Below are 12,384 nucleotides of genomic sequence, written 5' to 3'. Positions count from 1 at the left end.
CCCGCTCTACCAGCGGCATCTCAAACGGCGGCTGCCGTACTAGCCAGGAATACCGACGACCGGAGAAGGCCCTGCCCGGCCGGCGAGGAGACGCCGTACTGGAAGTGGCGGTTCGGGGACCGGCCGGGAGGGCGCTGTCCGGTCAGCCGCGCTGTGCGTCGGCGAGCATGTCGAGCGACACCTGCCACAGTCGCTCGGCTGCTGCGGGGTCGAGCGCGTGGTCGGCGACGCCCTGAAGCGGTACATCGGGGTTGTAGCGCGGCGCCTCGTTGCAGTCCTCGAAGTACCGGCCGCCGATACCCTCGAGCTGCGGCCAGGACGCGAGAAGCACGGAGGTGGCCGCCCCCTGCTGCGGGGTCTTGAAGTCGTACGCCGGAAGCTGCGCGAGGTCCTCTTCAGTGAGGTGGCGCCCCAGGTTGGTGGTGACCGCGCCCGGGTTGGCCGCGTTGGTGGTGATGCCGTCGCCGGCCCAGCGCCTGTTCGCCTCGACCGCGAACAGCGCGGTGGCCGTCTTCGACTCGCCGTAGGCGAGGAGACGGTCGTAGGGGCGTTCGCGGAAGTTGACGTCGTCGAAGACCATCGGTGCCTGCACGTGTGCGATCGAGCTGAGCGACACCACGCGGGCCCGGCCGGCCGCGGCGAGGGCCGGGTGCAGCCCGTTGGTGAGCGCAAAGTGGCCCAGGTGGTTGGTCGCGAACTGCAGCTCCCAGCCCTCCGCCGTCCGCATCTCGGGGGTCGCCGACACCCCGGCGTTGTTGACCAGGATGTGCAGGGGGCCTTCCCAGGCGCTGATGAAGGCGGCGACCGACCCCTGGTCGGAGAGGTCCAGGGGAGCGACCCGGATCAGTTGGCTCCCAGTCGTGGCGCGGATGTCGTCCGCCGCCACCTCGCCGGAAACCACGTCTCGTACCGCCAAGGTCACCGCGGCGCCGGCGGCTGCGAGGGCCCGGGCCGTTTCGACACCGATGCCCGACGAGGCGCCGGTGACGACGGCGCGCTGCCCGGTGAGGTCGACACCGGCGACGACGTCACCGGCGGTGGATTGGGCGCCGAAAGGCGTGGTGACGCGCTCTGTATTCATGATCGGATTCCTTAGATAACTTGTCGTTTCGGGTCCAGCGGCGACAACCGGGTCTGAAATTGTGCTTTTGCCCGACTTCGGCGCTCGCCGTGGCGGGAGCACGGTGCCGCAGTTCGAGCCCGTCCTGCATGCCGGCCTCGTCATGTCCGCACTGCTTGGGCCTGACAGGTACGCCGGCAATCGCTCCCGAAACCATCCTGCGCGGCAGCCTGCGAAGCGCCCAACACACGCTTCCTGGCATGGCTACAGTCTGTCCCTGTGGCCACCCCTGAACTGCGGCAACTGCGATATTTCCTGGTCCTCGCGGAGGAACTGAGCTTCACACGGGCCGCCGCCCGCCTGATGATCGCTCAGCAGTCGCTGTCCCAGCAGATCACCGCCCTGGAACGCCTCCTCGGGGTCAGGCTGTTCGACCGCGACAGCCGCGGCACCACCCTGACCGACATTGGCGCCCTGTTCGTCGCCGAGGCCCGCGCCGTGACGGACCGTGCCGACGAGGCCGTCGCCGTCGTGGGCCGGGCCCACAGGGGCGAGGTCGGCAGCCTCAGCCTGGCCTTCCTGACCTCCGTCGCCAACCACCTCCTGCCCCCGGTGGTCCGAGCCGTGCGTGACCAACTCCCCGACCTTCGCCTGGCGACGGAGTCCGTCACCATCGCGCCCCTGGTCGAGGGTGTCCTCGCCGGGCGCTATGACGCCGCCTTCACCCGGACCCCGCTCGTGCCCGGCCTGCAATCCAGGACCCTGGCGACCGAACCGGTGTGCGCCGTACTGCCCGAGGGCCACCCGCTCGCCGAGCGCGCCGAACTGAATCTCGCCGACCTGGCGAACGAACCGTGGGTGATGACCCCGCGTAGCTCGTGGGAACCCTGGCACCGCGCCTACGACGACCAGTTCCGAGAAGCGGGCTTCGTCCCGGACATCGTCCAGGAGGAGGCCAACGTGCAGAGCCTGCTCGGCTTGGTCGCCGCTGGTATCGGGGTCACTCGGCTCGCCCGCTCGGCACGCAGCCTTCGCCGTACCGGCGTGGTGTTCGTTCCGCTGACCGGCGCCTCCGCGCGTACCGAGGTGGTGTGGCTGGCCGGCAACACCCCACCGGCCCTGCACCGGCTGCTGGACGTGGTCACCGAACTCGCGGCAACGACCGACCTGACCGAGACCGGCTGAGCTCCGCAGTCCCCGTCGACAGTTCGGTCTGACCAGGAGCCCTCATCGCAGCGCGTCGTTGCGGAGTACCGCGTGCGCGCCGACGGTCTGGTTGACGATCTGCGTCACCCGCACGTCGACCGCGACGCTTGCCAGCGCCACCGCGTCCGGACGGCTGACGCCGTACAGCCGTTGCATCAGCGTCAGCATCGAGTCCAGCGCCATGAAGGTGGCGTCGTCGAGGGTCGCTCCGACGCCGAGCGTCAGCCAGGCGTCCGCGGTTCGGGCCACCGGGCCGGTGACCGGGAAGTCGTCGCGGACGTCCAAGGTCAGCGTCACCTCGTCCATCGGGCACTCGATCGCGGTGCCGCCGATCTCGCCGTCGCCCTGCGCGGCGTGCCCGTCCCCGACGGAGAACAGGGCCCCGTCGACCGGGATCGGCAGCAGCAGGGTGGTGCCAGCGGTCAGGTCCTTGCAGTCCAGGTTGCCGCCGCAGGGTCGGGGCGGAACCGTCGAGTGCCGCCCCGGCTCGGCCGGCGGCATGCCGAGCACCCCCATGAAGGGGCGCAGCGTGACCGTGTGGCCGTGCTGGTTGCGGCCGGTCATCGCCACCGGGTCCAGTGCCCAGTCGTGCACCACCCCGTCCTGCTCGACGCCGTACCGCTCGTTGAAGCCGCTCGGCCAGCCACCCGCGACGGTGGTTCCCCAGTTCCCCGGGACGATCGCGTCGATGTGCACCTCGAGGGTCTGGCCGGCGCGGGCGCCGCGCACCGCAACCGGACCGATCAGCGCGTGTCCGTGGTCGGGCTGGTGCTGCGGGACCCGCGGCCGGTCCCGGTTGCGCCCGCCGGGGTACGGGCCGACCGACCACCAGCAGTCCAGGGTGCGGTAGGTGACGGTGTCACCCGGGTCGATGGTCAGCACCGGCGGGAAGTCGGGGGAGAAGTGACCGTGCAGGGTTTCATCGCCCGGTGTGAGGGTGTGTCGCATCCGGGCAGGCTAGTGGCTGCTGCCGGGGCAGGGTAGATGCTCAATGCCCACGAGCGGTCACCCCGGGCGGGTCAGCTGTCGGCGCTGCCCGGGCGGGCGCGGGCGATGACCTCCTCGGGACTCAGCGGTGCTTTGGGATGGTGAGTGAGGCACAGCGGGGTACGGACCTTGGCGAACGAGAACCCCTCCCCAGCCGCGTAGAATTCGCCGCTGCTCAGCAGGCCGATGTCGGGCAGCCGCCCACCCTTGGCCTCGGCCAGTTGACGGGCCGCGTCGATTTGCGCGGGCGCGTTGAGCAGCCCGAAGAACTGCGTCGTCGCGTTGCCGGAGATCTGGTTGTGCAGGCCCTTGGGCGCCTGGGTGGCGAAAACCAGCCCGAGCCCGTACTTGCGGGCCTGCGAGGCGAGGGCGATCGAGCTGGCCGTACAGGCCGTGTTCCCGGTGGACGGGGCGAGCGTCTGTGCCTCGTCCATGACGAAGAGCCCACCCAGTGGCCGATCGCCCGCGGGGTGCCGCTTGATCCAGGCGAAGAGTGCCATCTGCAACTGATTGACGAAGCTCTGCCGTTCCTGGTCGGAGGCGAGACCGATGAAACTGATCACCGACACCCGCGCCCGCCGTCCCGGCGACGGCGTTAGTAGCAGCCCCGGGTCGGCCGGCGCACCGACCCCACCGAAGAGCGGGTCGGTGACCATCGCCGCCTTCAGCGTCTCGGCCAGGTCCTGAGCGAGCTTGTCGGCGCGGGCCAGCCGGCTGACCCCGTCGGGCAGATCGGCGAGGAACTCGGTGAAGCCGGACAGGCCCACCATGCCACTCCTGGCATATGCCTGGAGGGCCTCGGTGAGGACGGCCTTGCCCTGCTGGGCCAGCCTGGTCGACCGGTCGACACCGGCCCGCGGCGCGAGTGCCTCCACGGCGGAGCGGATCGCCTGGTCGAACTCGTCCGGCCAGTCCCGCAGCGAGGTGAAGTCGGGCAGCGGCTGGAAGCTCAGCGGACGGCCGGCGGTGACCCGGGGCGTCCACACCACGACCTCGGTGTGGGCGAGGTAGTCCGCGGCCCGTTCGGCGTCGCCGGGCGTCCAGCCGCTCGGCGGGTCCGGCCACGGGTCGCCGAGTCGGGCCAGGTCGTTGTTGGGGTCGAGCACGATGGCGGAGACGCCCTGCCGGGCGCACTCCTCGACGAGCCGGCGGATGAGCACCGTCTTGCCCGAGCCAGAGCCGGCGAATACGACGGCGTGCCGACGTAGCGACTCCAGGTCCACCGTGAAGGGTTCGCCCTCCTCGACGGTCCGTCCGAGCCCGATCGACCGCCCGTCGACCGCCGCGGCGACGATGTCAGGGGTCTGGTCGGCGGCATCGGCCACTAGGTCGGCCGCGTCAGCGCCGGCAGGCACGAGAGCGGCGCCGGGACTGGTCGAGGGTCCACCGGCCACGTCGGCGGGCGGCGCGCCTGCCGGGCCGGCTACGGTGTCGCCGGACGTGGGGTCGGGCCCGGGCAGGACCGCCCGGAACAGGTCGGTGCCGCTGGCCGGGCGACGGGCGACCAGCCACTCCTGCAACGCGGCGGACGGCTCGGCCGCCATCACCCGCAGCGCCGCGAAGACCCGCAGGTCCGCTTCCGTCACCCCGCACCGGACGCCGCCCGCCACGTCGAATGCGGTCAACACCTCGGTCGTACGCTTCCCGCTCGGCCACGCACCGTTGCGCAGCAGCACCAATCGTCGTTGCGGCAGGTCCCGGTCCAACCCAGCCATGGTGCAGGCGGCCTTGACCCGCGCGGTGACGGCGATCGCGTTGGGGTGCGCGATCGCCCGGAAGCACCAGTGCGCCTCATTCTCGGTCGCCTCGTCGAGTACCTCGATCAGCCGTCCGTGCAGGGCGGGCTTGCGCCCGGGCGGCGGGTCGTACTTGTAGGTGGCGCCGGTCGGGGCCTGTTCGGCGATCCAGGCGGCCAGGCCGGCCGCGAGCAGCGGCGGCATCTGCTCGTCCTCGGTCGTCGGGGTGAGGGCGGCCCCCACGTCCGCCGCCGCGATCAGCTCAGCGAACCGCACGTCCAACTCGCCCAGCTGCCGTTCGTCCGCTGTCACGTCGCCGGGCAGGCCGAAAGCGGTGGCCGGAGTCGGTGTGACGTCGACGCCGTCGATGAGTCGGTCGAGTTCCACAACCTCGTCGCGGTCTCGGCACCATGCGACGTGGCGGTCCACCCGCCGCAGCAGAGCGCGAGGAGTCAGCGTGGGCGCGTCGGCGAAGGCAGCGGGGTCGATGGGCCAGGTGGGGTGGGGCGGTACGAAGTGCGGGTCCGCGAATGCGGCCGACATCCGCTTTGCCACGATCGCCCGGCCGATCTCCGGGCTGGGAATCCGGTCCGGAAGGGTCGCCTGGCGGAACCGGTCGCCGACCGGGGTCGGTGCGCTGCGGGTCAGCAGCTCCCAGGTGTCCGGCAGGCAGGAGACGACGAGCAGCGTCCGGCGGGTGACGTCACGGAGCTTGAGCAGGCCGTCGGCGATCGGGCCGATTATCTTGGCCTGGCCGTCCTCGATCCCGGCGTGCTGGTCGAGCAGCGACGTGCTGGTCTGGGCAAAGAGCGTGTCGAGCTGGTCTACGGCGATGACCGTCGGGTCCAGCGTGAGGGCCATCAGCCGGGAGATGTCCTGCACGATCTGCTGCGGGGTGCGTATCGCGGGGCTCAGCCCCCATGCGGCCCTCATGCCCGGCTCGCCCGGTTCGGAGATCAGGTGGCCGTAACCCACGTCCTGCGCCTCGAAGTCGATGGCGCCGTGCAGGACGAGCGCCCGGGCGGTGTCCTGGCAGTCCCGTCCAACCTCACGATCGCGGGTGCGCAGCGCCCGGATGAACGCGTCCAGATGCTCACGGTTCACCTCGCGGGCGCCGGCGACCGCGTCACGGACGTCGACCGGCAGGCCGAGCTGCGCGGTGAGCCGGCGCAGGAAGGTTCGCAGCTGCGTGCCCCAGCCGATCGCGTCGCGACCCATGCCCTCCACCAGTGCCAGGGCGACGCTCTCCCAGAACGTCTTACCGCTCACCAGTTCGACGAGGAAGAAGTAGCCGCCGCCGTGCTGGATGCGTTCCCGGACCGCGCCGAGCAGGTGTGTCTTGCCGGCGCCCGCGCGGCCTTGCATGGCCACGCCGAGAGGCACGGTCGTGTCGTCGGTTCGCGCCCGCGCCACCCCACGGAGAATCTCCGCGACCACCTTCTCGTGCAGCTCGGGCACGTTGTGGCGGCTGGGCCGCCAGACGTCGTCCGGGGTGACAGCCGGGTTGAGGCTCACCGCCTCCAGGGCGGCCCGCTGCTCTTCAGAGATCACGCCGGGCCGATCGCCAGGGCGTGGTTGTCCTCGTTCCCGATCCGTACGGCCGCGGCCCGGTCGCGTGCGGTCAGCGACTTGGTGTTCGCCACCGGGATGATGCGGACATCCTCGCGGCCGACCATCGCCCGCAGCGTCGCGTCCACGGTCGTCCTGTCGGTGTTGGCGAGGCGGTCCCGGACGTCGGCGAGCCCGACCCAGGCGCCCGGCGCATTGGCCAGGTCCCGGTACGCCGCGCGAACCAGCGTCTCCACGTCCCCTGCCGCCGGGGCGGCGGAGTCAGGCATGGTGGCGGCCGGAGTCGCCCCATCGTTCTGCTTGAAGAAGTCGCCGTGGCTGACCCGGAGCCGATCCAGCGAGCGGTGCAGGTTGGACAGGACAGTGAACATGGACCGGGTGGCGGAGCCGCCCTGCTTCGGCGGCGCGGTGGTGTGCAGCTGGCGTACCACGCGCCAGCCCACGTCGGTCAGCTCGTGGGCGAACGGCCGGTGCGTCCGGTCGGTCTCGACCAGGCCCAGCTTGACGAGCTTCTCATTGTCCTTGCCGGTCAGCGCGAAGCCGGCCAGCTCACGTAGCTCGACATTGGTGAGGCGGCGCGCCTCGGCCATCAGCACCACGAGGGCGTTGACCTGGTTCGGCGTCAGACTCGGAACGTCCGCCGGGCTCGTCATGATGTCTCATCTCCATGGGGGTGCGTGCCATCCGCGCGTCGCCGGGCCAGCAGTCGACGGATCCCGTCGACCACCGCCGGCGCGTCGGACAGCACCTGCTCATTGGTGAAGCGAAGCACGTCCAGCCCGAGAAGTTGCAGCTGCACGTCCCTCCGCCGGTCGTTGGCGAAAGCTATCGGCCCCCGATGCTCCGGGCCGTCCACCTCGACCGCAAGACCCTCAGCGGGCCAGAAGAGGTCAAGCCGGTACGCCTCGCCGAGCACATGCCATTCGTACGTCTGGTTCCAGCGCCGGCCCCGCGCCCATGCATGCGGCGCGAGCGCGCGTTCCAGCGCCTGCTCGGCGGCGCTGTCACCGCGCGGCACGCCGGCAATCGGCGGCCAGGCCAGCAGCATCGACTCCCGTCGGGTGGCTGTCTCGGGCGTTCGGCCGGTCGGGACGACCAGGTCGGCGAACCGTGCCGGCACCGTCACGGTCACCGAGCGGATCCGGTCCGCATGGCGCAGGGGTGCGCCGGTCAGCCACACCGTGAAGCCGCTGTGCCGCACCAGCCACTCGGCCGCGGCCACGAGCGTCCGTTCGGCGTCCGGACCCAGATCGGGCAGCGCGACGAGAAGTACGCAACCCTCCCGGTCGTACGCCTCGGCGATCACCCGGGCGAGCCCGGCGGCGCGTACCTCCGCCGGGAAGCGGGACCGACCACCGGGCCGGCGTGGAAAGCGCAGCCCGCGCTCGGCGAGATCCGCGAGGAACGGGCCGAAGTGCCGGGAGCGGGCCGCTGCGCGCGCTGCGAGGGCGCGGACCGCAGCCACGCCGAGCATCCCCTCCCCGTCGAGGCGGTCGGCCGTCGGCAACCAGCGGGGAAACATTGCGAGCGCCACGGAATCCAGCTGGTCGAGCAGAGCATCCACCAGGTCGCCGAGCGAACCCACGACCGCTGGCCGGTAGTGCACGATCGCGGGAGCTGCCGGTGGCAGCGGGTCGAGCGCCACCCGGAGCACTTCCGGGTCGACGTCCGGCAGGTGGCTGACCAACCGCGGTGGCGGGGCGGCCCACCAGGCCGGGATCACCGCGGGGGGGTGCAGCGCCTCGGCGGCCTCGCCGTCGGCGCGGACGGGGTGCGCCATGCCGGCACCATACGTCATGGCAGCGCCCGGCCGGGGCTGGCCCTCGTTGGCAGGTCCACCGCCCACCGGGGTCCGGAGGCTTTCGGTTGGAGAAGATCTCTGTCACTATCCATCGACGTATAGAAACTTTTCGTCGTACGCGCTCGTTCCCGGTCATCGTCCTGGAGGATCAGTGCCCACTCGGAGACATCTGCTGGTCACCGCCGCTGCCGCGACGGCGTCGCTGGTTGCCGCGGGGCGGGCCGCCCAGGCCGCGCCGGCCGCCGCCCTGCCTCAGGTCAACATGGAGGCGCTCATCAAGGCCGCGCAGATCGACCCGCGCCGCGCCGACACCACGATCACCGCGGGCAGCAAGGACAGCGTGCTCCAGGTGGAGCGGGCGTTGCAGGCCCGGGGCCTGCTGTCCGCCACCTACGTCGACGGCCACTTCGGCACCAGCACCGTCGCGGCGTACGCCGCGTACCAGCGGTCGCTGGGGTATTCGGGGCTCGACGCCACCGGCCTGCCCGGGATGACCTCGCTGCGCCTGCTCGGCGACCAGCGGTACACGGTGACCCTCCCGCTCTCGCCGGGCAGCAGGGTGTCCTTCCGCGGGGTCACCGTGAACACGCGCACCAGGGCCATGCTGCTGGAGGCGGAGCGGCTGCTCGGCAGGCAGTTGGCCATCACGCAGGGCTCGTACAGCTCCGACAACTCGAGTTCCGCCGGCACGCACGACGGCGGCGGCGCGTTGGACCTCTCGGTGAGCGGCCTGACCACCACCTACCGCACCACCGTGGTCGCACAGTTGCGCCGGGTGGGCTTCGCGGCGTGGCTGCGCACGCCGTCGCAGGGCGACTGGCCGTACCACATCCACGCCATCGCGCTGGCGGACACCGACCAGTCGGCTGCCGCGCAGCACCAGGCCGGGGACTACTACCTGGGCCTCAACGGACTCGCCAACCGGGCCGCCGACGACGGGCCGGTCGTCACGCCCAAGCTGTCCTGGGAGGAGTACCAGCGAACGACCTGAGCAGTGACGGACGGTGGCGGGCCCGATGGCCGCTCAGCGCAGCCGGCGGATGTCGCCGTACGCCCGGTAGAACCCCCCTCGGCCCGACTCGCGGACCTCGGTCACCAGGTAGCGGGCACCCGGCTCGCGGATGCCCTTGGGGAACTGCACCGACCAGTCGCGCCGGTAGCCGTCCGACACCACCTGGACCCGCATCCGGCCCCGATCGTCCAGGCACTGCACCACCACGCCCGCGCCGGCGTCGCTGGTCACCTCGACCACCGTCGGCTCCACGGTCCGCGGTGCCTGCCGGGGCGCCTTGACGTCCAGCACGTCCGGCACGTCCCCGACCTGGGCCGCCCGGATCGCCTGCTCACTGGCGTCGATGCAGGCCAGATGGCCGCCGGTGGTGACGACGTAGAGCCGATCGCCGTGGTACTGCATGGAGTACGCCGAGCCACAGCCGGTGCCGAGCTTCCACAGCCGGGTGCCCGCCGCGTCGAAGCAGTAGATCGAGGACTGGCTGTCGCCGGCGAACACGAACCGGCCACCCTCGGCGGTGGCACAGGAGAAGACCGGGGCGTCGCACCGGTAGCTGCGTTCGACCCGGCCGTCCTTGGCCAGCCGCACCACCTCGCGGGTGCCCGTCCCGGCGAACACGCTGCCGCGCTCCTGCCACCCGAAGAGCACCGAACCGGTCCTGGCGTGCCAGAGCTCGCGGCCGGTACGCCAGTCGTAACCGGTCACCCCCTGGGAATGGCCGTGGTAGAGCGCGTCGGTGTCGCAGCGCACCATCCATGCCGAGCGACCCCGCCCGGGCCGACGCCAGAGGAACTCGTCCTCGTGGTCGATGGCGGCGATCCCACCGTCGGCGTCCGAGACGCCCAGGACGCCGTCGTGGATGTCCAGCCAGTAGATGTCGATCTCGGGGGCGATCGCGTACGCCACCCGGGGCACCTTGCCGCACAGGTCGTAGACGTTGCCGTCGTCGCAGCCCGCGTAGACCCAGGCGTCGTCGGCGACGATGCACTTCACCCCGTCGGGGAGCCGGACCTGACCGCGCACCCGGGCGTCGTGGCCGAGGGTGGTGATCACGCCGTGCTCGTTGCCCACCATGCAGTGCTGCTCGTCGACGAAGATGCCGAAGGCGGGGGCGCCGGAGTCGTAGCGCCAGAGCACCGGGGCGGTGCGGGCCGTGGAGCGGGTGCTAACGATCTGCCGCCGCGAGACACTGCGCTTCTGTCGGACGCCGGGGACCGCCGGAGCGTACCCCTTGCGGACCTTCTCCCCGATCTTCTTCGCCGCGGCCGCCCGCGCCCGGGCGTTGTCCGGGTAGGCGCTTGCCTTGACCTGCCCCTGGTCGCCGATCCGGCCGTAGCGCACGGTCAGCGTGGCGTCATCGACAACGACCTCGTAGAACTTGTGCGCACCATCCACTTCGGACAGTTCGAGGTAGGTCGTCTCCTGCGGCATGGCGGCCTCCGAGGGGGTCAGCGACCGGCCCGACGTGGCCGGCGCGGCGACAGTGACCACACGCTAACCGCGCCCTCCGACAAGATCGGCTGCCGCCGGGCACCGCCACCGCAACACCGAAACGCGACCGGCCCGATCGGGCCGGCCGCGTTCCTGGGTCATTGACGAGCCGGGTCGTCGGCCCCGATGGTCAGGGCTTGCGGGCCACGGCGCCGTACGCGTCGATCCCCGTGGCGTCGGCGCCGTCCGGGCGCCACAGCGGAATCGGCACCAGGCCGGGCTCCACCATCGTCAGCCCCGCGAAGCAGCTGGCGAGCTCCTCGGGGCTGCGCAGGATGTACGGGACGCCGCCGTTCACCGCCAGCCGCTCGGCGCCGGAGACCACCGCCGGGCTGGTGTTGGTGCCGTCCCACAGCACCAGGTGGCTGCCAGACGTGGTCGCGTCCATCGTCCGCCCGACGATGGAGCGCACCACGGCCAGGTCGGGCTCGTAGCCCATCACGCCCATGTACATCACGGCGATGGGCTGGTCGAAGTCCAGCGTCTGCGCGGCCTCGGCGAGAATCTTCTCCGGGTCGTGGTAGTCGGCGGGCACGTAGGTGGTGACGCCCTCCGAGGTCGTGCTGGCCAGCAGCGCCCGGGCGTGCACGAGGACCATCGGGTCGTTGTCGACGTAGACGATCCGCGACTCGGGCGCGATCCCCTGGGCGACCGCGTGGGTGTTCTGCATGGTGGGCAGGCCGGTGCCGATGTCCAGGAACTGCCGGATGCCCGCCTCGGCCGCCAGATAGCGCACGGCCCGCACCAGGAACCGGCGGGACTGCTGCGCCATGACGACGATCTCCGGGTAGACCTCGGCCACGGCGTCGCCGGCCGCCCGGTCGGCCTGGAAGTTGTCCTTGCCCCCCATCCAGTAGTTCCAGATCCGTGCCGCGCGCGGCACGTCGGGCTCAAGCTTCGCTGCGAGTTCGGCATCCGGGCCGGCCATGCCAGGCTCCTATCGAAGGTTCGTCGGACTCAAGGCCACCGCTGCGGTACGACCAGCATGGTACCCAGGCGTCCACTGTCGACGGTGCCCGGCCAAGCCGGGCGGAGCTGACGTCACGGGGTGCCGACGACCTCGCGGCCGAGGGGCCAGAACGCGGCCGGGACGAGCTTGAAGTTGGCGATGCCGAACGGAATCCCGATGATCGTGACGCAGAGGGCGATGCCGGCGACGATGTGGGACAGCGCGAGCCACCAGCCCGCCAGCACCACCCACAGGACGTTGGCCAGCCCGGAGGCGACACCGGCGCCCGGCTTGGGCACCAGCGTGCGGCCGAACGGCCACAACGAGTAGACGGCGAGACGCAGCGACGCGACGCCGAACGGGATGGTGATGACCAGGACGAAGCAGATCAGCGCGGCGATGCCGTAACTGACCGCCAGCACGATGCCACCGCCGAAGATGAGCCACAGCACGTTCAGCACGAAGCGAATCACCCTTCCAGCATGAGCGACGCTCGCCACCGCACAGGTCGGCCCAGCGCCCCGGCCGACCAGGGCGCCTTGTCGGACCCCCCGACTAGCGTGCGGACGATCC

At 71.5% G+C, this 12,384-nt stretch carries 10 protein-coding genes; 2 read left to right on the top strand and 8 right to left on the bottom strand.

What is annotated here, in order from left to right:
- Positions 1-142: 142 nt before the first annotated feature.
- Entirely contained in the window at positions 143-1,081 is a 939-nt protein-coding gene (locus BUS84_RS11940) for an SDR family NAD(P)-dependent oxidoreductase (RefSeq protein ID WP_208869586.1), read from the bottom strand.
- 258 nt (positions 1,082-1,339) lie between these two features.
- Between BUS84_RS11940 and BUS84_RS11935 the strand changes: the two genes are divergently transcribed.
- Positions 1,340-2,245: a LysR family transcriptional regulator gene (locus BUS84_RS11935; protein WP_074311387.1), complete on the top strand. Its 906-nt coding sequence runs from the start codon at positions 1,340-1,342 to the stop codon at positions 2,243-2,245.
- A 42-nt stretch (positions 2,246-2,287) separates the two neighbouring features.
- Here the strand turns inward: BUS84_RS11935 and BUS84_RS11930 are convergent, their stop codons facing one another.
- The 4 genes from BUS84_RS11930 to BUS84_RS11915 form a co-directional block, all read right to left on the bottom strand.
- Positions 2,288-3,214, bottom strand: coding sequence for an acetamidase/formamidase family protein (locus BUS84_RS11930; protein WP_074311385.1), 927 nt, complete (start codon positions 3,212-3,214; stop codon positions 2,288-2,290).
- A 71-nt stretch (positions 3,215-3,285) separates the two neighbouring features.
- Positions 3,286-6,540: a helicase HerA domain-containing protein gene (locus tag BUS84_RS11925; protein ID WP_074311383.1), complete on the bottom strand. Its 3,255-nt coding sequence runs from the start codon at positions 6,538-6,540 to the stop codon at positions 3,286-3,288.
- Positions 6,537-7,211 carry a hypothetical protein gene (locus tag BUS84_RS11920; RefSeq protein WP_074311380.1) on the bottom strand — a complete coding sequence of 225 codons (675 nt, stop codon included), beginning with the start codon at positions 7,209-7,211 and terminating at the stop codon, positions 6,537-6,539. The genes BUS84_RS11925 and BUS84_RS11920 overlap by 4 nt, the downstream gene beginning before the upstream one ends.
- Positions 7,208-8,338: an endonuclease domain-containing protein gene (locus tag BUS84_RS11915; protein WP_084757357.1), complete on the bottom strand. Its 1,131-nt coding sequence runs from the start codon at positions 8,336-8,338 to the stop codon at positions 7,208-7,210. The genes BUS84_RS11920 and BUS84_RS11915 overlap by 4 nt, the downstream gene beginning before the upstream one ends.
- A 172-nt stretch (positions 8,339-8,510) precedes the next feature.
- Here BUS84_RS11915 and BUS84_RS11910 point away from each other — a divergent pair, with 172 nt between their 5' ends.
- Positions 8,511-9,350, top strand: a complete 840-nt coding sequence (locus tag BUS84_RS11910; protein ID WP_208869585.1) for a peptidoglycan-binding domain-containing protein — start codon at positions 8,511-8,513, stop codon at positions 9,348-9,350.
- Between the two features lie 33 nt (positions 9,351-9,383).
- Here BUS84_RS11910 and BUS84_RS11905 read toward each other — a convergent pair whose 3' ends face one another.
- The 3 genes from BUS84_RS11905 to BUS84_RS11895 all read right to left on the bottom strand — a co-directional run bounded on the left by BUS84_RS11905 (position 9,384) and on the right by BUS84_RS11895 (position 12,284).
- A complete protein-coding gene (locus BUS84_RS11905) occupies positions 9,384-10,802 on the bottom strand; it encodes a WGR domain-containing protein (RefSeq protein WP_074312528.1) in 1,419 nt (472 codons plus the stop codon).
- A gap of 190 nt (positions 10,803-10,992) precedes the next feature.
- The gene (locus tag BUS84_RS11900) at positions 10,993-11,790 is read right to left on the bottom strand and encodes an SAM-dependent methyltransferase (protein ID WP_074311378.1); all 798 of its coding nucleotides are present in this window, start codon (positions 11,788-11,790) and stop codon (positions 10,993-10,995) included.
- A gap of 113 nt (positions 11,791-11,903) precedes the next feature.
- A complete protein-coding gene (locus tag BUS84_RS11895) occupies positions 11,904-12,284 on the bottom strand; it encodes a YccF domain-containing protein (RefSeq protein ID WP_208869584.1) in 381 nt (126 codons plus the stop codon).
- Between the last annotated feature and the right edge of the window lie 100 nt (positions 12,285-12,384).

This window comes from Micromonospora cremea, from assembly GCF_900143515.1.
GTDB lineage: Bacteria > Actinomycetota > Actinomycetes > Mycobacteriales > Micromonosporaceae > Micromonospora > Micromonospora cremea.
Note: the sequence above shows the minus strand (reverse complement) of the source record. Positions and strands in the feature narration are given on the sequence as shown.

What these genes read in the sequence shown, in the direction of transcription:
- BUS84_RS11940 (WP_208869586.1), bottom strand. Translation starts at nt 1,081, where the DNA reads ATGAATACAGAGCGCGTCACCACGCCTTTCGGCGCCCAATCCACCGCC.
- BUS84_RS11930 (WP_074311385.1), bottom strand. Translation starts at nt 3,214, where the DNA reads ATGCGACACACCCTCACACCGGGCGATGAAACCCTGCACGGTCACTTC.
- BUS84_RS11920 (WP_074311380.1), bottom strand. Translation starts at nt 7,211, where the DNA reads ATGACGAGCCCGGCGGACGTTCCGAGTCTGACGCCGAACCAGGTCAAC.
- BUS84_RS11915 (WP_084757357.1), bottom strand. Translation starts at nt 8,338, where the DNA reads ATGGCGCACCCCGTCCGCGCCGACGGCGAGGCCGCCGAGGCGCTGCAC.
- BUS84_RS11905 (WP_074312528.1), bottom strand. Translation starts at nt 10,802, where the DNA reads ATGCCGCAGGAGACGACCTACCTCGAACTGTCCGAAGTGGATGGTGCG.
- BUS84_RS11900 (WP_074311378.1), bottom strand. Translation starts at nt 11,790, where the DNA reads ATGGCCGGCCCGGATGCCGAACTCGCAGCGAAGCTTGAGCCCGACGTG.